The 18,906-nt window shown below is 59.7% G+C and carries 19 protein-coding genes and 1 pseudogene; 13 read left to right on the top strand and 7 right to left on the bottom strand.

Annotated features, from left to right (window positions below; all coding sequences use genetic code 11):
• Positions 1 to 129: 129 nt before the first annotated feature.
• The 5 genes from minD to FHK92_RS21115 all read left to right on the top strand — a co-directional run bounded on the left by minD (position 130) and on the right by FHK92_RS21115 (position 3,879).
• The gene (minD, locus tag FHK92_RS21135) at positions 130 to 942 is read left to right on the top strand and encodes a septum site-determining protein MinD (RefSeq protein ID WP_025214989.1); all 813 of its coding nucleotides are present in this window, start codon (positions 130 to 132) and stop codon (positions 940 to 942) included.
• Positions 942 to 1,196, top strand: coding sequence for a cell division topological specificity factor MinE (gene minE / locus FHK92_RS21130; protein WP_003179111.1), 255 nt, complete (start codon positions 942 to 944; stop codon positions 1,194 to 1,196). Before minD ends, minE begins: the two co-directional genes overlap by 1 nt.
• A 181-nt stretch (positions 1,197 to 1,377) precedes the next feature.
• A complete protein-coding gene (locus FHK92_RS21125; protein ID WP_018612476.1) occupies positions 1,378 to 2,013 on the top strand; it encodes an RluA family pseudouridine synthase in 636 nt (211 codons plus the stop codon).
• A 177-nt stretch (positions 2,014 to 2,190) separates the two neighbouring features.
• The gene (locus tag FHK92_RS21120) at positions 2,191 to 3,480 is read left to right on the top strand and encodes a M18 family aminopeptidase (RefSeq protein ID WP_181289790.1); all 1,290 of its coding nucleotides are present in this window, start codon (positions 2,191 to 2,193) and stop codon (positions 3,478 to 3,480) included.
• Between the two features lie 216 nt (positions 3,481 to 3,696).
• Positions 3,697 to 3,879, top strand: a complete 183-nt coding sequence (locus tag FHK92_RS21115) for a hypothetical protein (protein ID WP_030142352.1) — start codon at positions 3,697 to 3,699, stop codon at positions 3,877 to 3,879.
• 6 nt (positions 3,880 to 3,885) lie between these two features.
• Here the strand turns inward: FHK92_RS21115 and FHK92_RS21110 are convergent, their stop codons facing one another.
• Complete coding sequence (locus tag FHK92_RS21110) at positions 3,886 to 4,611, bottom strand: UTRA domain-containing protein (RefSeq protein ID WP_181289789.1); 726 nt, start codon at positions 4,609 to 4,611, stop codon at positions 3,886 to 3,888.
• Positions 4,612 to 4,961: 350 nt separating this feature from the next.
• Between FHK92_RS21110 and FHK92_RS21105 the strand changes: the two genes are divergently transcribed.
• The 6 genes from FHK92_RS21105 (at position 4,962) to FHK92_RS21080 (ending at position 10,332) form a co-directional block, all read left to right on the top strand.
• Entirely contained in the window at positions 4,962 to 6,029 is a 1,068-nt protein-coding gene (locus FHK92_RS21105; RefSeq protein ID WP_181289788.1) for an ABC transporter substrate-binding protein, read from the top strand.
• Between the two features lie 181 nt (positions 6,030 to 6,210).
• Entirely contained in the window at positions 6,211 to 7,017 is an 807-nt protein-coding gene (locus tag FHK92_RS21100; RefSeq protein ID WP_181289787.1) for an alkaline phosphatase family protein, read from the top strand.
• A gap of 5 nt (positions 7,018 to 7,022) precedes the next feature.
• Positions 7,023 to 7,859: an ABC transporter permease gene (locus tag FHK92_RS21095; protein ID WP_181289942.1), complete on the top strand. Its 837-nt coding sequence runs from the start codon at positions 7,023 to 7,025 to the stop codon at positions 7,857 to 7,859.
• Positions 7,846 to 8,646 (top strand): ABC transporter permease, encoded by an 801-nt coding sequence (locus tag FHK92_RS21090; RefSeq protein WP_181289786.1) that lies wholly within the window; start codon positions 7,846 to 7,848, stop codon positions 8,644 to 8,646. The genes FHK92_RS21095 and FHK92_RS21090 overlap by 14 nt, the downstream gene beginning before the upstream one ends.
• Positions 8,643 to 9,632 carry an ABC transporter ATP-binding protein gene (locus FHK92_RS21085; protein ID WP_181289785.1) on the top strand — a complete coding sequence of 330 codons (990 nt, stop codon included), beginning with the start codon at positions 8,643 to 8,645 and terminating at the stop codon, positions 9,630 to 9,632. The genes FHK92_RS21090 and FHK92_RS21085 overlap by 4 nt, the downstream gene beginning before the upstream one ends.
• 46 nt (positions 9,633 to 9,678) lie before the next feature.
• On the top strand, positions 9,679 to 10,332 hold the full coding sequence (locus FHK92_RS21080) for an HAD family hydrolase (protein WP_181289784.1): 654 nt from the start codon (positions 9,679 to 9,681) through the stop codon (positions 10,330 to 10,332).
• A 125-nt stretch (positions 10,333 to 10,457) separates the two neighbouring features.
• On the opposite strand, the gene FHK92_RS21075 is transcribed toward FHK92_RS21080, so the two are convergent.
• From FHK92_RS21075 to FHK92_RS21065, 3 genes are all read right to left on the bottom strand, one after another.
• The gene (locus FHK92_RS21075; protein WP_181289783.1) at positions 10,458 to 11,255 is read right to left on the bottom strand and encodes a DUF2182 domain-containing protein; all 798 of its coding nucleotides are present in this window, start codon (positions 11,253 to 11,255) and stop codon (positions 10,458 to 10,460) included.
• A gap of 2 nt (positions 11,256 to 11,257) precedes the next feature.
• The gene (locus tag FHK92_RS21070) at positions 11,258 to 11,893 is read right to left on the bottom strand and encodes a DUF1326 domain-containing protein (protein WP_181289782.1); all 636 of its coding nucleotides are present in this window, start codon (positions 11,891 to 11,893) and stop codon (positions 11,258 to 11,260) included.
• A 277-nt stretch (positions 11,894 to 12,170) separates the two neighbouring features.
• Positions 12,171 to 13,133, bottom strand: coding sequence for a zinc-binding dehydrogenase (locus tag FHK92_RS21065; RefSeq protein ID WP_181289781.1), 963 nt, complete (start codon positions 13,131 to 13,133; stop codon positions 12,171 to 12,173).
• Between the two features lie 139 nt (positions 13,134 to 13,272).
• Here FHK92_RS21065 and FHK92_RS21060 point away from each other — a divergent pair, with 139 nt between their 5' ends.
• Both FHK92_RS21060 and FHK92_RS21055 read left to right on the top strand, forming a co-directional pair.
• Positions 13,273 to 15,351, top strand: a complete 2,079-nt coding sequence (locus tag FHK92_RS21060) for a carboxy terminal-processing peptidase (protein ID WP_181289941.1) — start codon at positions 13,273 to 13,275, stop codon at positions 15,349 to 15,351.
• Positions 15,352 to 15,480: 129 nt separating this feature from the next.
• The gene (locus FHK92_RS21055) at positions 15,481 to 17,268 is read left to right on the top strand and encodes a bifunctional diguanylate cyclase/phosphodiesterase (protein ID WP_181289780.1); all 1,788 of its coding nucleotides are present in this window, start codon (positions 15,481 to 15,483) and stop codon (positions 17,266 to 17,268) included.
• A 159-nt stretch (positions 17,269 to 17,427) separates the two neighbouring features.
• Here FHK92_RS21055 and FHK92_RS21050 read toward each other — a convergent pair whose 3' ends face one another.
• From FHK92_RS21050 to FHK92_RS27885, 3 genes and pseudogenes are all read right to left on the bottom strand, one after another.
• Positions 17,428 to 17,838, bottom strand: a complete 411-nt coding sequence (locus tag FHK92_RS21050; protein ID WP_258232712.1) for a hypothetical protein — start codon at positions 17,836 to 17,838, stop codon at positions 17,428 to 17,430.
• A gap of 12 nt (positions 17,839 to 17,850) precedes the next feature.
• A complete protein-coding gene (locus FHK92_RS21045) occupies positions 17,851 to 18,273 on the bottom strand; it encodes a hypothetical protein (RefSeq protein ID WP_181289779.1) in 423 nt (140 codons plus the stop codon).
• Between the two features lie 11 nt (positions 18,274 to 18,284).
• Positions 18,285 to 18,906: pseudogene (locus FHK92_RS27885) on the bottom strand (type IV secretion protein Rhs); the annotation flags it as partial.

Below are 18,906 nucleotides of genomic sequence, written 5' to 3'. Positions count from 1 at the left end.
CAGGCAGCGTTTACCGGAGGTAGACCCCGCCCAATACCCGATTCCAGCCAAGCCTGTCCAATTGCAGCAGTTTTCCAGAGATGTTTTTCAGGGGCTGACAAAGTCCTTTTTCCTTAGGGGTGAAACACCTTGGCCAAGATTCTCGTGGTTACATCCGGCAAGGGTGGTGTGGGTAAGACCACCACCAGCGCCGCTATCGGTACCGGCCTCGCCTTGCGCGGCCACAAAACAGTCATCGTCGACTTCGACGTCGGCCTGCGTAACCTCGACCTGATCATGGGGTGCGAGCGCCGCGTGGTCTATGACTTCGTCAACGTGGTCAATGGCGAAGCGAACCTGCAGCAGGCCCTGATCAAGGACAAGCGCCTTGAGAACCTCTACGTATTGGCTGCCAGCCAGACCCGCGACAAAGACGCGCTGACCCAGGAAGGCGTGGAAAAAGTCCTGATGCAGCTCAAGGAAGACTTCGAGTTCGTGGTCTGCGACTCCCCGGCCGGTATCGAAAAAGGTGCCCACTTGGCCATGTACTTCGCTGACGAAGCGATCGTCGTGACCAACCCGGAAGTCTCCTCGGTCCGTGACTCCGATCGCATGCTGGGCCTCTTGGCGAGCAAATCCCGCCGTGCCGAGCAAGGCGAAGAGCCGATCAAGGAGCACCTGCTGCTGACCCGCTACAACCCGCAACGCGTCAGCGACGGTGAAATGCTCGGCGTCGAAGACGTCAAGGAAATCCTCGCGGTGACCCTGTTGGGCGTGATTCCAGAATCCCAAGCCGTACTCAAGGCCTCGAACTCCGGTGTGCCGGTCATTCTTGACGACCAGAGCGACGCCGGCCAGGCATACAGCGATGCTGTCGATCGCCTGCTGGGCAAAACCGTCGAGCATCGATTCCTCGACGTCACGAAGAAAGGTTTCTTCGAGCGCCTGTTTGGAGGTAGGTAATGAATCTTTTTGACTTCTTTCGTGCCAACAAAAAGCCCAGTACCGCCTCGGTCGCGAAAGAGCGTCTACAGATCATCGTGGCGCACGAACGCGGCCAACGCAGCACGCCCGACTACCTGCCTGCCCTGCAGAAGGAACTGGTCGAGGTGATCCGCAAGTACGTCAACATCGGTAGCGATGACGTGCACGTGGCGCTGGAAAGCCAGGGCAGTTGCTCGATCCTGGAACTCAACATCACCCTGCCGGATCGCTGATCGACCCGGCTGGAGCCACGGCGGCTCGGCCCCCACAGCCTTATTGTGGGAGCGGGCTTGCTCGCGAAAGCGGTTTTTCAGGCACATTGATCTTGAATGTGCCGCCGTCTTCGCGAGCAAGCCCGCTCCCACAAAAGCTGGGGCCGAGCCGCCGTTGGCGTTTGTAACGAGACTGTTTTCAATGCCCCTGTCCAACATCCGCATCATCCACCAGGACGCCGCCGTACTGGTGGTCGACAAGCCGACCCTGCTGCTCTCCGTGCCCGGCCGGGCCGATGACAACAAGGACTGCCTGATCACTCGCCTGCAGGAAAACGGCTACCCGGAAGCACGAATCGTGCACCGGCTGGACTGGGAAACCTCCGGCATCATCCTGCTGGCCCGCGACCCCGACACTCATCGCGAACTGTCACGGCAGTTTCATGATCGAGAAACCGAAAAAGCCTACACCGCATTGTGCTGGGGGCAACCGGAACTGGACAGCGGCAGCATCGACCTGCCCTTGCGCTATGACCCGCCGACCAAGCCCCGCCACGTGGTTGACCATGAACAGGGCAAGCACGCATTGACGTTCTGGCGCGTGCTGGAACGCTGTGGCGACTGGTGCCGGGTCGAGCTGACGCCAATCACGGGACGTTCGCACCAGTTGCGCGTGCACATGCTCTCCATCGGCCATCCTTTGCTGGGCGACGGGCTCTACGCCCACCCGCAAGCCCTGGCCGCCTGGCCACGCCTGTGCCTGCACGCCAGCATGCTCAGCTTTACCCATCCGCAAAGCGGCGAGCGCCTGCGCTTCGAGTGCCCGGCACCGTTCTGAAAAACACCTCCGACACTGTGGCGAGGGAGCTTGCTCCCGCTGGGTTGCGTAGCGACCCCTTTTTGGGCCTGCTGCGCAGTCCAGCGGGAGCAAGCTCCCTCGCCACAGTTCCGCCTGGAATGCTCACCTACGCTGCTAATACGGTAAACTCCCGCCCATCGCTGTCTGGAGTTACTTATGCGCGCAGAGTTGAACCAGGGCCTGATCGATTTCCTCAAGGCCTCCCCCACCCCGTTCCATGCCACCGCCAGCCTTGCCCAGCGCCTGGAGGCGGCGGGTTACCAGCGGCTTGACGAGCGCGAAACCTGGGCCACCGAGGCCAACGGTCGTTACTACATCACGCGCAACGATTCCTCGATCATCGCCTTCAAGTTGGGCCGCAACTCACCGCTGCACGACGGCATCCGCCTGGTCGGCGCCCACACCGACAGCCCTTGCCTGCGGGTCAAGCCGCAGCCCGAACTGCAGCGCCACGGATTCTGGCAACTGGGCGTGGAAGTCTACGGCGGCGCGTTGCTGGCGCCGTGGTTCGACCGCGACCTGTCCTTGGCCGGCCGCGTGACCTTCCGCCGTGATGGCAAGGTCGAAAGCCAGTTGATCGATTTCAAGGCGCCGATCGCTACCATTCCGAACCTGGCCATCCACCTCAATCGTGAAGCCAATCAAGGTTGGGCAATCAATGCCCAGAATGAACTGCCACCGATCCTCGCCCAGTTCGCCGGCGACGAGCGCGTCGATTTCCGCGCGGTGCTCACCGACCAATTGGCCCGCGAACATGGCCTGAACGCCGACGTGGTGCTCGACTACGAGCTGAGCTTTTATGACACCCAAAGTGCCGCCGTCGTTGGTTTGCATGGCGACTTCATCGCCGGCGCGCGCCTGGATAACCTGTTGTCGTGCTACGCCGGCCTGCAAGCCTTGCTGACCGCCGACACCGAAGAAACCTGCGTGCTGGTGTGCAACGACCACGAAGAAGTCGGCTCGACCTCGGCCTGCGGTGCCGACGGTCCGATGCTCGAACAGACCCTGCGCCGCCTGCTGCCCGAAGGCGAAGAATTCGTACGCGCCATTCAGAAATCCTTGCTGGTCTCGGCCGACAACGCCCACGGTGTTCACCCCAACTACGCCGACAAGCACGACGCCAACCACGGTCCCAAGCTCAACGCCGGGCCGGTGATCAAGGTCAACAGCAACCAGCGCTACGCCACCAACAGCGAAACCGCCGGATTCTTCCGCCACCTGTGCATGGCCGAGGAAGTACCGGTGCAGAGCTTCGTGGTACGCAGCGACATGGGCTGCGGCTCGACCATCGGCCCGATCACCGCCAGCCAACTGGGCGTGCGCACGGTGGACATCGGCCTGCCGACCTTCGCCATGCATTCGATCCGCGAACTGTGCGGCAGCCATGACCTGGCGCACCTGGTGAAAGTGCTGAGCGCGTTCTATGCGAGTCGCGAGCTGCCCTGAACCTTTGTGGCGAGGGAGCTTGCTCCCGCTCCAGTGCGCAGCACTGGCAAATCTGCTTCAGTTGCAATTTGGGGCGGCTGCGCCACCCAGCGGGAGCAAGCTCCCTCGCCACAACTGCATCCGCCTCAAGACTGGCAGGGTGTGCTGACACACATCAGCCCACCCCAGCCAAACCCCAACTAGACTGACCTTATCCTCCCCGACAAGGCTGTCGCCATGATCTCCATGTCCTCGTTCAACGCCATGCTGGTGCCCATCATCGCCGGCATGATCCTGCTGGCCATCGGCTTCAATTTCCGCGACAAGAACGTCGGGGTGTTCGCCATGTGGATCGGCATGTTGCTGATCCTCGCGACGGTATTGTTCAGGATCCTGGCGAAACTCAACGAATCCTCCTGAACAGCCTCAGGCCGGTTGCTCCGGCACGTCCACGCCGACGTGAATCGCGTCGTGCCGCCAGAACTCCAGGTCGCAATCGATCAGCCGTTGGTGCTGGTCATAGTTGACCCGCGCAATCCGAAGCCCGGGGCTGCCGACCGATACTTTCAGGGCCGCTGCCGCTCCAGGTTGTAGCGAGGTCGGCACGATCTCGAATTTCACCCGACCGTAATGCAGGTCGTAATGGCGCGCATACAGCTCGGTCATGGACTGGTTGAGGTCAAAGTCGAGGATGCCCGGGAAATACGCCGGATTCAGGTAGTGCTCGACGTACAGCACCAATCGCTCATCGATGCGCCGGGCGCGACAGATCTGGATGACGCTGGACAGCGCCGGCAGTTGCAGCCAGGCACAGACCGCCGCGGAGGCGGGTTGCAGGCGGGCCGAAATCACCTGGGTAGACGGCGCCCGGCCTTGGGCGGCGACCATCGCATGGAAATGGCTACGTTGCATCAGGTTGTAAGCCAGCCGTGGCGGTGAGACAAACCAGCCCCGGCGCTCCTCCCGGTAGATCTGCCCTTGTGCCTCGAGCTGCAACAGCGCCTCGCGCACGGTAATCCGCGTGGTCCCGAACAACTCGCTCAACTTGCGCTCGGCCGGCAACTTGCTGCCCGGCGCCAGCAAGCCGTGGTCAAGCTGCTCTTGCAGGACTTGCCCGATGGTTGTCACCGCTTTGGTTGTTTCAACACGCATCAACGTTACCTATCTGGACTAGACCAGCACTGTTTCGGGGCAGGATTCGATGCCGCATCGATCCACGTCTCATGCCTGCAAGCCTAGGCACTGCGCATGACTGATAGATGACACAACCGCCGAACGGTCAACACATGCGCTTGCAAATACACGGCCAAGGCCTTTCAGATCAGGCGGTTACTCATGGTCTACGCTTATCCCACAGCGACCCTCCGCGAGCCCGACGATTGCTGGCGAACGTCCCACCGACATCAAAATGTCATGGGACCCGCCTACATTGGCTCAGGTATTGCTGACCTAGACCAACACAACCGCAATCGCAGCGTTGAAAACGCCCATAGGAGCTTCGGATGAAACAGCTTTTCCTGGCATCACTGTTAGGCTCGACCATTGCCATGTGCACCGCCGCCATGGCTGCTGACACCGATCTGAAAACGTTGGAAGCCGCTGCGAAAGCGGAAGGCGCCGTGAACAGCGTCGGCATGCCCGATGACTGGGCAAACTGGAAAGGTACCTGGGAAGACCTGGCCAAGAACTACGGGTTGAAGCACATCGACACCGACATGAGTTCGGCCCAGGAAATCGCCAAGTTCGCCGCCGAGAAAGACAACGCCAGCGCCGACATCGGCGACGTCGGTGCCGCCTTCGGCCCGATCGCGGTCAAGCAGGGCGTGGTCCAACCCTACAAGCCAAGTACCTGGGAACAAGTGCCAGATTGGGCCAAGGACAAGGACGGCAATTGGGCCCTGGCCTACACCGGCACCATCGCGTTCATCGTCAACAAGAAGCTGCTGCACGGTTCCGAAGTGCCGACCAAATGGGCTGACCTGAAATCCGGCAAATACAAGGTTTCGATTGGTGACGTGAGCACCGCGGCCCAGGCGGCCAACGGCGTACTGGCCGCAGCCCTGGCCAGCGGCGGCAACGAGAAGAACATCAAGCCAGCGCTGTTGATGTTTGCCGACATCGCCAAGCAAGGACGCCTGTCCATGGCCAACCCGACCATCGCGACCATGGAAAAAGGCGAAGTCGAAGTCGGCGTGGTCTGGGACTTCAACGGCCTGAGCTACAAGGCCAAGATGGCCAACCCGGATGACTACGTGGTGCTGATCCCATCCGACGGTTCGGTGATCTCCGGCTACACCACCATCATCAACAAATACGCCAAGCACCCGAACGCTGCCAAGCTGACCCGCGAGTACATCTTCAGCGACGCTGGCCAGATCAACCTCGCCAAGGGCAACGCCCGCCCGATCCGCGCCGAGCACCTGAAGCTGCCGGAAGAGGTCAAGGCCAAGCTGCTGCCGAACGAGCAGTACAAAGGCGTGACCCCGATCAAGGATGCGGACGCGTGGGAGAAGACTTCCAAGGCTCTGCCGCAAATGTGGAACGAAGAAGTCATCGTCGAGATGAAGTGAGGCGCTAGCTCCCGCTCCCGGATCACCGTTGATCCCATTGTGGGAGCGAGCTTGCTCGCGATGAGGGAGTGTCAGGTCAATTATCTTTGGCCGGCAGACCGCAATCGCGAGCAAGCTCGCTCCCACATTGGAAGCTTGGTGAATCCGGGGTTTCTGGTTTCTGTCCGGAGTCCCGGTCCCCATGAAGCACAACGTCATCCTGGTAGTGCTCGACGGCCTCAACTACGAGGTTGCCCGACATGCCATGGGACATTTGCAGGCGTATGTCGGCGCAGGACGCGCGGCGCTCTACAAACTGGAATGTGAACTGCCCGCCCTGTCCCGCCCGCTCTACGAATGCATCCTCACCGGCGTCGTGCCCATCGACAGCGGGATCGTGCACAACGATGTCTCGCGTCTGTCGAACCAGCGCAGCATTTTCCATTACGCCACCGAGGCCGGCCTGAGTACCGCAGCCGCGGCCTACCATTGGGTCAGTGAGCTCTACAACGTTTCACCCTTCGTCGCCGGTCGTGATCGTCATACCGAAAACCCCGACCTGCCGATTCAGTACGGGTATTTCTACTGGAATGACCACTACCCCGATTCCCATCTGTTCGCCGACGCCGAACACCTGCGCCAACGTTACTTGCCGAACTTCCTGCTGGTGCACCCGATGAACATCGATGACGCCGGCCACAAACATGGCCTCGATACGCCGCAATACCGCAACAGCGCCCGCTCGGCCGACATCAACCTGGCGGTCTACCTGCAAGCCTGGCTCGACGCCGGTTATCAGGTGCTGGTGACGTCCGACCATGGTATGAACAACGACCGCTCCCACAACGGCCTACTGGCGGAAGAACGGGAGGTGCCGCTGTTTGTCCTCGGGGATGGTTTCAGCCTGGACGCCAACGCTGCCCCTCGGCAGACCGAGTTGTGCGGCACGATTTGCCAGTTGCTCGGCATCGCCCACGACAAACCCTATTGCCAGGAGTTGCTCAAGTGAACGCCATGACGCGCGGCAAATGGCTGGCAGCGTTGTGCCTGGTGCCCTTCGCGATTTTCTTCATCGTGTTCCAGATCGCCCCGCTGCTGTGGGTGCTGGTCAACAGCCTGGAATCGGAAGAGTTCGGCTGGGGCCTAGCCAACTTCAGCAAGATCTTCAGTTCGAAGTTTTACCGCCAAGCAATCCAGCACAGCCTGGAAATCAGTTTCTGGTCCAGCGTGTTCGGCATCGTCATCGCCGTGCTCGGCAGCTATTCCCTGCGCCGGGTCGATTCGCGGCTGCGCAACTTCGTCAACGCATTCGCCAACATGACCAGCAACTTCGCCGGCGTGCCCCTGGCCTTCGCCTTCATCATCCTGCTGGGATTCAACGGCAGCATCACGATCATGCTCAAGCAGGCGGGGATCATCGAGGATTTCAACCTGTACTCGAAAACCGGGCTGATCATCCTCTACACCTATTTCCAGATTCCCCTGGGCGTGCTGCTGCTCTACCCGGCCTTCGACGCGCTGCGTGAAGACTGGCGCGAGTCCGCCTCGCTGCTCGGCGCCAACGGTTGGCAGTTCTGGCGGCACATCGGCTTGCCGGTGCTGACCCCGGCGCTGCTGGGCACGTTCGTGATCCTGCTGGCCAACGCCCTCGGCGCCTACGCGACGGTCTATGCGCTGACCACCGGCAACTTCAACGTGTTGCCGATACGCATCGCGGCCATGGTCTCCGGCGACATTTCCCTCGACCCGAACATGGCCAGCGCCCTGGCCGTGGTGCTGGTGGCGTTGATGACCCTGGTGACCGTCGTCCATCAGTTGCTGCTCAAGAGGAGCTACCATGTCTCGCGCTGAATCGGGTCCTGCCGGCTTCTATCACCGGACGGTGGTGTACTTGTTGTTTGCCGTCCTGCTGTTGCCATTGGCAGGCACGCTGATCTATTCCATCGCCAGCAGTTGGTCGGCCACCGTGTTGCCCAGCGGCTTCACCCTCAAGTGGTATGTGCAGTTGTGGAGCGATCCACGCTTCCTCCATGCCTTCGGCCAATCGCTGATCGTCTGTGTGGGGGCGCTGGTGCTCTCGGTGGTGCTGATACTGCCGCTGCTGTTCGTGGTGCATTACCACTTCCCGAAACTCGATGCGCTGATGAACATCCTGATCCTGCTGCCCTTCGCGGTGCCGCCGGTGGTGTCGTCGGTGGGGCTGCTGCAACTTTATGGCTCCGGGCCGCTGGCGATGGTCGGCACACCGTGGATCCTGATCGGCTGCTATTTCACCGTTGCCCTGCCGTTCATGTACCGGGCGATCACCAACAACCTGCAAGCCATCAACCTGCGCGACCTGATGGACGCCGCCCAACTGCTCGGCGCCAGCACCTTCCAGGCCGCGCTGCTGGTGGTGCTGCCGAACCTGCGCAAGGGCCTGATGGTGGCGTTGCTGCTGTCCTTCTCGTTCCTGTTTGGCGAGTTCGTGTTTGCCAACATCCTCGTCGGCACCCGCTATGAAACCCTGCAGGTGTACCTGAACAACATGCGCAACAGCAGCGGCCACTTCACCAGTGCGCTGGTGATTTCCTATTTCTTCTTCGTACTGGTCCTGACCTGGGCGGCCAACATCTTGAACAAGGACAAAAGCCAATGAGCTACGTCAGCGTCCAACACCTGCAGAAAAGCTACGCCGGCACGCCGGTGTTCAGCGACATCAACTGTGAGATTCACAAAGGTGAATTCGTCACCCTTCTCGGACCTTCCGGCTGCGGCAAGTCCACGCTGTTGCGCTGCATCGCCGGTCTGACGGCGGTGGATGACGGCAAGATCCTGCTGGACGGCCAGGACATCGTCCCACTGAGCCCACAGAAACGCGGGATCGGCATGGTTTTCCAGAGCTACGCGTTGTTCCCGAACATGACCGTGGAGCAGAACGTTGCCTTCGGCCTGCGCATGCAAAAGGTCGACGCCTCGGACAGCCGTCAGCGGGTGCTGGAAATCCTGCGCCTAGTGGAGCTGCACGACTTTGCAGCGCGCTACCCCCATCAACTGTCCGGCGGCCAATGCCAGCGCGTGGCCCTGGCGCGCTCCTTGGTCACGCGGCCCCGCCTGTTGTTGCTGGACGAGCCGTTGTCGGCCCTGGATGCACGGATTCGCAAGCACTTGCGCGAGCAGATCCGACAGATCCAACGGGAGTTGGGGCTGACCACGATCTTCGTCACACACGATCAGGAGGAAGCCCTGACCATGTCTGACCGGATTTTCCTGATGAACCAGGGAAAGATCGTACAGAGCGGCGACGCCGAGACCCTCTACACCGCGCCAGTCGATGTGTTTGCCGCTGGTTTCATCGGCAACTACAACCTGCTGGACGCCGACAGCGCCACCAAGCTGCTGCAGCGCCCGGTGAACGCTCGCATCGCCATTCGCCCGGAAGCCATCGAACTGAGTCGCAACGGCGAACCCGATGCGCTGATCCGCAGCCACAGCCTGCTGGGCAACGTGATCCGCTACCGGGTCGAGGCCCGTGGCGTGGAACTGGTGGTGGATGTGCTCAATCGCTCGGCCGCCGATCTGCACCCCGATGGTGCTCGTTTGGCACTTTCCATCGATCCGTCGGCCCTGTGTGAGGTAGCCTGACGGCTTTGTTGATTTTGAAGCTGATCTTGAGAAGGAAAACGTGCTGATGGCCCTGGCAATTTTTGATCTGGACGAAACCCTGATCCACGGCGACTGCGCCACCCTCTGGAGCGAACAGATGGGACGCCTGGGCTGGGTCGATCCCGAGTCGTTCATGCGCCGCAACAATGAGCTGATGGACGCCTACAGCCACGGCAAGCTGCGTATGGAAGAGTACATGGACTTCAGCCTGGAACCGATGATCGGCCGCACGCCGGAGGAAATCGAGCACCTGGTGTCGCCGTGGGTGGAAGATTTCATCGAGCCGATCATCTTCAGCGACGCCACCAAGGCCATCGCCGAACACCGCAAGGCCGGCGACCGGATCCTGGTGATCTCGGCTTCGGGCACGCACCTGGTCAAGCCGATCGCCGAACGTCTGGGAATTGATGAAATCCTCGCAATCGAACTTGAAGTGGCCCACGGGGTTTACAGCGGCAAGACCGTGGGCACCCTGACCTACCGCGAAGGCAAGATCGCCCGGCTGCTGGATTGGCTGGACGCAGAAGAGGAGAACCTCGAAGGTGCGAGCTTCTATTCCGATTCTCGCAATGACCTGCCGTTGTTGCTGCGGGTGGATCATCCGCATGTGGTGAACCCGGACCAGGTGTTGAAGGCCCATGCCGAGTCGGCTGGGTGGCCAATCCATACCTGGAAATAATCCCCTCCCTTGTGGGAGCGAGCTTGCTCGCGATGGCGTTGGATCAGCCGGCATTGTTTTAGCTGACACACCGCCATCGCGAGCAAGCTCGCTCCCACAGGTTAAGATTCAGGTTTTGCCTGGTTCTACCGGAGTCCGTTGCCCAGCAGCCACAGGCCCCAGCCGATCAACAACCCGCCACAGATACGACTGAACCAAAGTTCCTGGGGAAGGTTTTTCTCCAGCAGGATGAAGGCACTGATCACTGCCACCCAGAACAGGTTCATCACGCCGACCACGAACAGCAGGCCCATCAGTGCCCAACAGCAGCCCAGGCAGTAAGCGCCATGGGCCAGGCCCATGCGCCAGCCGCCGAGCACATCGGGGCGCCAGTAGCTGAGAAGAAAATGCAACGGCCCGCGACAATGTTCAAGGCAGGCTGCCTTGCTGGGCAGCCATTGATAGACGCCCGCGACTAGCAGGAGGCCGACGCCCAACGCGGTACTGCTGCTGCGCATCGCCGGACTGAGCAAGGCCAGTTGTTCGAACGCCCATTGCAGCGCCGTGGCGCCCAGGGCGAAGCCGACCCAGACCAGACCATAGGCACAGCAGAACAGCAGCAGGGCCAGGTGTCGCTGCGGTGATGGCATGCGCTTGCGCAGCATCTGCTGGTAGATCAGCAGCATGGGCAGCGCGCTGGGCAGCATCATGCCCAGCATCATCACCCCCCACATGGCGAACATCAGCAGCGCATCGGCCAGGCTCCAAGGCATGACCATACCGGCCATTGCCGCATCGGCCATTCCACCCGGCGCACTCATGTCGCGAGCCATGCGCAGCAGCATCAGCCAGGCCAGGACGGTGAGCGCGAGCAGGCAGAGCAGGAACAGCATCTGCTCGGCTGACAGTCGCTTATTCGGCGTTATCGCCTGGGGTTCTGCCATCGTCAAGGCTCTATGCCGTGGCCAGTAAAGTGCACGTGCGCGAGGTGGCTATGGCTGCCCTGGGATTGCAGCTTGAGGGCTGAATGCGTCTGGTAGCTGCCGCTGGCGACTTCCGCCTCATGGAACTCGAAGCCCTCGGGCAGGGACAGGCGGACGCGATGAGGTGAGCCGTCGATCGGGCTGCGGATCGGCTCGCCGCTAGCCTGGAGAACGCCCGGAATGTCCAGGCGCGCCAAGCGTTGATCGACATCGATGGACAGGGTGATGGGCACGAATTGCGGCTCGAACGCCTCACTCATGGTGCTGCTGAACACCTGGAACACGTTGGCCCCGGGATCGCTCTCCAGGCCAGAAAGGATGGTCAGCAAAGCCTGGCGTTGCGCCTCGTCGGCGCGCTCATCGATGAACACCTGGCAACTGCCGTTGCCCTCATGGATGGCGCCCGGCCAAGCGAAGGTGGCGGCCCAGCACAAGCCGTCCAGCGTGACTTGCTCGAAATACCCACGCTCCACCCGCATCGACGCGACTGCCTGGCAGTCTCCACGGGTCGGTGGCGCGTTGAATTGACAAGGGCAACCCCAGTTGCAGTTGCAGGCTATGAACTCGACGCCCTGCATGCGCCATTCGGCGATGGCCATGATCACCCTCTTCACCTGCTGGTGAAATGAAAGCTGCGGTTACCCCATCCCCTCATTGATTAACGCTAGCAGGCCTAGCGCAACGGATACGCACTGCCGACCAAAGGTGCAAGCCACCGTCCATAGGGAAATGGAGCCGATCGTGTAGGCGCCGACCTGTAGGAGCTGGCGAAGCCGGCGATCTTTTGATCTTTCGCTTGAGATTCATCTGTCTGGGAAAGATCGCAGCCTCGTTTCACTCGGCAGCTCCTACACGGGTCGCACATAGCTGTTGAGATCAGCTTAGGCTTTCGTCGATCACCAACACCAACTTCCCAGACACCTGGTTGGTGGCCAGCTCCGCAAACGCCGCTTCGGCATCGGTAATTGCAAACGTCCTGGCCAACTGCGGATTCAGGCGTTTATCGGTAAACAGCGGCCATACGTTCTGACCCAGTTCGCTGATCAGATCTGCCTTGAATTGATCGTTGCGACTGCGCAGGGTCGAACCGAGCAATTGGATGCGCTTGCCCAGCACCTGGGCCAGATCGAGTTCGGTCGTGCGACCGCCCATGAGGCCGATCAATACCCAGCGGCCGTCAACTGACAAAAGTTTCACGTTGAGGCTGGCGTAGTTCGCGCCGACCGGATCGAGGATGACGTCGAACGGCGCGAAGTCGTTCAGGCTGTTGATGTCGTCGGTGCGCACCACGCCGCCCTGCGCGCCCAACGCTTCGCAATAAGCCAGCCGATCCGCCGAACCGACGCTGACCCAGCACGGGTTTCCAAACGCCTTGCAGAGCTGGATCGCCGCCGAGCCGACGCCACTGGCACCGGCATGCAGCAGCACTTTTTCACCCGGCCGCAACCCGGCAAGTTGGAACAGATTCAGCCACGCGGTGCCGTAGACCTCAGGCAGCGCGGCCGCTTCAGCCATCGACAGGCCTTCCGGTACAGGCAGCACATGGCGGCCATCGACCACCACTTCTTCGGCCATCCCACCGCCGGCCAATAACGCGCAAACGCGATCACCGACCTGCCAGGAAGAGCCAGGCCCCACTTCGCTGATGACGCCGGAACACTCCAGCCCCAACACCTGGCTGGCGCCCGATGGCGGTGGGTAATGCCCAGCTTTTTGCAACAAATCGGCCCGATTCAGGCCGGCGGCCGCCACGCGGATGCGAACTTGCCCCGCATCACAGGCCGGACTCGGCTCATCTGCCCATACCACTTGACCTTCAACGCCTTGCAATGCTTTCACGGTGCCTCCATAGTGAGTCTCGACTGGGCCCGCTGCTTCAACGCCGGGCTTTCTTGCATTATGCGCCCGGGCCACATGGAACCGGCGACTTCAAAGACGGCCTAATATGCGTTATCAATTGTCCCTGCGTCGAATCAGCATGAAGCACTTGTTCCCCAGTACTGCACTTGCCCTTTTCATTGGCCTCGGCGTTTCGACGCTTTCGAGCAATACGTTTGCGGCCAACAGCTGGGACAAGCTTCAGCCTGATCGCGACGAGGTGATCGCCAGCCTCAACGTCGTCGAGCTGCTCAAGCGTCATCACTACAGCAAGCCGCCGCTCGATGACGCGCGCTCGGTCATCATCTACGACAGCTACTTGAAGCTGCTTGATCCGTCGCGCAGTTATTTCCTGGCCAGCGACATTGCCGAATTCGACAAGTGGAAGACGCAGTTCGACGACTTCCTCAAGAGCGGCGACCTGAACGCCGGCTTCGTCATCTACAAGCGCTACCTGGACCGCGTCAAGGCGCGTCTGGACTACGCCCTGGCGGAGCTGAACAAGGGCGTCGACAAGATCGACTTCAATGCCAAGGAAACCTTGCTGGTCGATCGCAAGGACGCACCTTGGCTCAAAAGCACCGCCGAACTCGACGACCTCTGGCGCAAACGCGTCAAGGACGAAGTGCTGCGCATGAAAATCGCCGGCAAGGATCCCAAGCAGATCCAGGAAACCCTGACCAAGCGCTACAAGAACCAATTGGCTCGCCTGGACCAAACCCGGGCCGAGGACGTGTTCCAGGCCTACATCAACACCTTCGCGATGTCCTACGACCCGCACACCAATTATCTGTCGCCGGATAATGCGGAAAACTTTGACATCAACATGAGCCTGTCCCTCGAAGGCATCGGTGCGGTGCTGCAGAGCGACAACGACCAGGTCAAGATCGTGCGCCTGGTACCGGCAGGCCCGGCGGACAAGACCAAGCAGGTCGGCCCGGCCGACAAAATCATCGGCGTCGCCCAGGGCAGCAAGGAAATGGTCGACGTGGTCGGCTGGCGCCTCGACGAAGTGGTCAAGCTGATCCGTGGCCCGAAAGGCTCGGTGGTTCGCCTGGAAGTCATCCCGGCCAGCAACGCGCCGAACGACCAGACCAGCAAAATCGTGTCCATCACCCGTGAAGCGGTGAAGCTGGAAGAACAGGCCGCGAAAAAATCGGTGCTCAACCTCAAACAGGACGGCAAGGACTACAAGCTCGGCATCATCGAGATCCCGGCGTTCTACCTGGACTTCAAGGCCTTCCGCGCCGGGGACCCGGACTACAAGAGCACCACCCGCGACGTCAAGAAACTGCTGACCGAACTGCAGAAGGAAAAGGTCGACGGCGTCGTGATCGACCTGCGCAATAACGGCGGCGGTTCCTTGCAGGAAGCCACCGAGCTGACCAGCCTGTTCATCGACAAAGGCCCGACCGTGCTGGTGCGTAACGCCGATGGCCGGGTGGATGTGCTCGAAGATGAAAATCCGGGGGCGTTCTACAAAGGGCCAATGGCCTTGCTGGTCAATCGCCTGTCGGCCTCGGCCTCGGAAATTTTCGCCGGCGCCATGCAGGACTATCACCGTGCGCTGATCATCGGCGGCCAGACCTTCGGCAAAGGCACCGTGCAGACCATCCAGCCGCTGAACCACGGCGAACTGAAGCTGACCCTGGCGAAGTTCTACCGGGTTTCCGGCCAGAGCACCCAGCATCAGGGTGTGCTGCCTGACATCGATTACCCGTCGATCATCGACACCAAGGAAATCGGTGAGAGCGCCCTGCCCGAGGCCATGCCGTGGGACACCATCCGACCTGCGATCAAGCCGGCCGTGGACCCGTTCAAGCCCTACCTTGCCCAGCTCAAGTCCGAGCATGACGCCCGCACTGCGCAGGACGCGGAATTCGTGTTCATTCGCGACAAGCTGGCCCTCGCACAGAAGTTGATGACCGAGAAAACCGTCAGCCTCAACGAAGCCGATCGCCGCGCGCAGCACGCCGACATCGAGGCCAAGCAATTGGTGATGGAAAACCTGCGTCGCAAGGCCAAGGGCGAAGAGCCGCTCAAAGAGCTGAAGAAAGAAGACGAAGACCTCATCACCGAACCGGAAAAGACCAAGCCGGAAGACGATGCCTACCTGAGCGAAACCGGGCGGATCCTGTTGGATTACCTGAAACTCAACTCGGCAGTCGCCAAGCACTGAGTGATGGCCATTTAATGGTGATGCTCGTCGGAGTGTCATCAAACTGACATCAGTCTGTCGTGAAATACAGGACCGGGCGCACCCCAGCAGGGGTTGCGCCCAGTCCTTTTTTTATCGCCAGAGATCGCCATGACCACGATAGAACAGCTGAGTGCCTTGAGCTCAATCCTGACTCAAAGCGGTTTGCACAGTCTGTTCCAGCCTATCGTCTGCCTCTCTGAACGACGTATCCTGGGCTACGAAGCCTTGACCCGCGGCCCGTCCAATAGCCCGCTGCACTCCCCCATCGCATTACTGTCCGTGGCCCGCCAGGCCGGACGACTCACCGAATTGGAACTCGCCTGCCGACGCAGTGCCTGCCAGCGCTTCAATGAGCAAAAGCTGCCGGGCAAATTGTTCCTCAACGTGTCGCCCGAATCCTTGCTCGAAGCGGCGCACCAGACCGGTCGTACCTTGCAGCTCCTGCAAGACTTCGGCATTTCGCCCAGCCAGGTCGTCATCGAATTGACCGAACAAACCCCGATCGATGATTTCCAGCTCCTGCAAACCGCCCTGCATCACTATCGGGCCATGGGTTTTTCCATTGCCCTGGATGATCTCGGCGCCGGCTATTCGAGCCTGCGGCTCTGGTCCGAGCTGCGCCCGGATTATGTGAAGATCGACCGCCACTTCATCGACGGCATTCACCAGGACGCGCTCAAGCGCGAGTTCGTCGGTTCGATCCTGAAGATTGCCCAGGCATCACGGGCCCAAGTGATCGCCGAAGGGATAGAACTGCCGGAAGAGCTGGCCGTGTTGATCGAAATGGGCGTCGACCTGGTCCAGGGCTACCTGCTCGCCCGCCCCCAGGAATATCCATCCCACGACGCCAAGGCGCTGATGCCTCGCCGAGACAGCGGCGCGACGCCGCTGGGCGATGAAGTCAACGACCTTGGCGCCTTGCTCAACGAACAGCCGGCAGTCAACCACAACACACCGACGGCCGCAGTCCTGGACGCATTCCGCCGCCAGGCCAACCTCAACTCCCTGGCGGTACTCGATGACCGAGGCCAACCGTGCGGCATCGTCCATCGCCATTCGCTCTCGGACGCCCTGCTCAAGCCCTTCGCCACCGACCTCTTCGCACGCAAACCCATCAGCCGCCTGATGAGCGATGACTTCCTCGCAGTGGAACTCAACCAGTCGCTGCAACAAGTCAGCCGCCTGATCACCAGCCGCGCCCGGCAACGCATCGAAGAAGATTTCATCATCACCCTCAACGGCAGCTACATGGGATTGGGCCGAGTCATCGACGTGCTCAAACTGATCACAGAACTTAAAATCCAACAGGCCCGCTACGCCAACCCGCTGACCTTGCTGCCCGGCAACGTGCCGATCCAGCAATGCCTCACCCGCCTGTTGCAACAACGCCAGGAGTCGGTGATCTGCTACGTCGATATCGACAGCTTCAAACCCTTCAACGACATCTACGGCTACGGCCGCGGCGACGAAGTCCTACTCTGCCTGGCGCAATGCCTGAACGAACGCATCGACCCCAGCCGCGACTTCGTCGGCCACATCGGCGGCGACGACTTTCTCCTCGTCCTCGGCCCGGACGACTGGCGCAAACGCCTGACCCAACTCCTCAACGACTTCCAGACCCACTGCCGCCGCTTCTACCGCCCCGAACATCTCGAGGCAGGATGTTTTACCGCGCTGAACCGCCAGGGAGTGCGGCAGGAATTTGCGTTGCTGTCGCTGTCGATTGGGGTGGTGCACCTGCGCTCCGAGGCCTGCGGGGAGCTGGATGCCAGCCAGTTGGCGGAGATGGCTTCGCAGGCGAAGCATCATGCCAAGGAGATTGTTGGGGGGAGTGTGTATTTGATTAATGGTGCGATCGAGCAGGCACCGGTCCTGGAGTTGGGGCTGTCGGTGTGAAAGTGGGTTGCCTTCACCCCAACGGAATGGCAGCTACAAATCCTGTGGCGAGGGAGCTTGCTCCCGCTGGGCTGCGTAGCAGCCCCTCATTTGGATAACGCGGTGTGTCTGGTTAATTGCGTAGGCTGTTTTTAGATTTAATAACCAACCCTAACTTAGTCAGCTTGCCTCGGCTCTATATTTCATTAAAGAAGCCAATAAAACCCGCATAAATCTGCGCTGATCTTCAACCTTCTGATCGAAGTATGTATCCAAATTCAAAAAAACCCTATCAAAACTGTCATCACACTCTAAGAAATAAGCAAGAGTGTCAATCAGCAAAATCTGTTCTTTTGAAGAGTGACATAAAAAATCCGGACGAATCAACAAGCCAAATAGCTGGCTCAATTCCTCGTCATCATTTACATTTTTTGAAGTTATTATTTCCTCACGCACCACATCTTGAGTATTCTCGATACTGAAAACAAACAGCAACCCCCAGACATAATGCAAGTCATATGATTTTAACAAACAGCGATACCGCATCAATGAAGTAGTTTTTTTGCCATTAGCTGTACGAGCGAGAGCCAATTAGCAGTTCTGCTACACATAATCCCAAGTAGACCTATCCTCAGATTCAGCCCTGCGGAGATCATCCGCCCACAACTCACTCGCCAATCTATATATATCCTCAAAAAAAACTCTTGGATTATCCATTACATCCCACCCATCAGGTAGCGATGAATGCTTCTGACAGTCATGTAAAAATAATTCCTGGAAATCATAATCACTGTCTCCCAGCGCTTCTTCCAAACATTTATACAATGCGAACTTCTGCCTGTACGTTATCCGCCAGCGTCTAGACAGCGAATACTTCAAGATCAATATCTCTCGATCCGCAGGAGAGTTGGGGTCATATTTCTGAAGCTCCTCCCCCAGGGTTTCTTCTCTATCATATATATCAAAACAACCCAAAAAATATGAAGGGGTAGGGATATACGGCTGGCCTGTGCTTGGATCAAGCATCTTATTTATTCCTATTTTATTGGATACAGCGTAAAGGGAACCTCAGTATCTCGATCAAACTTCATTTCTATACGATTCATATCGACCAACCTTGGATTTCGCGGACTCCTGGGATTTGGAATATACCCTTTCCCCGCGCCTGGCAGATCTGCCCGTAGGTATTTAGCTCCACTTTTGTCCACCAGCAACTCATGCCCGCTGTTTTTCTTCTCAATTAATAATTCATAAGCCCTTAGCTGTAGCTCCCAACTGTTAAATCTTGAACTCGGATTCCCGGTCCTATGCGAAGGAGTTCTACCTGTTATGGGATCTGTGCCGTCAATCGCCCGCCGTTTCCACGCTCTATCCGAAACCTCAAGGCTATGTTTACTAACCATATGCATGCCTTGCTCCCGATCTAGACGCCTGACTTCTTTTTCGGCCAACTCAGCAGCGGTTGGCTTGGGCAGAGCCGGCTCACCCTCATCAACCCCAACCTTAGCCGTCGAATCCTGCTCGCCAACCGCCGGCCTCTTACACCCGTCCCCCCCAGGGCAGTCGTCCAACCCCAACGGATCCACCCACCCCGTCGGATTCAGGGTGTACCGGTACCCGTTGAGCCCACCCTTGAGCTTGCTCGGATCCAGCGTCAGG

Source organism: Pseudomonas brassicacearum subsp. neoaurantiaca (assembly GCF_013608025.1).
GTDB lineage: Bacteria > Pseudomonadota > Gammaproteobacteria > Pseudomonadales > Pseudomonadaceae > Aquipseudomonas.
This window is presented reverse-complemented; position numbering and strand designations above follow the sequence as displayed.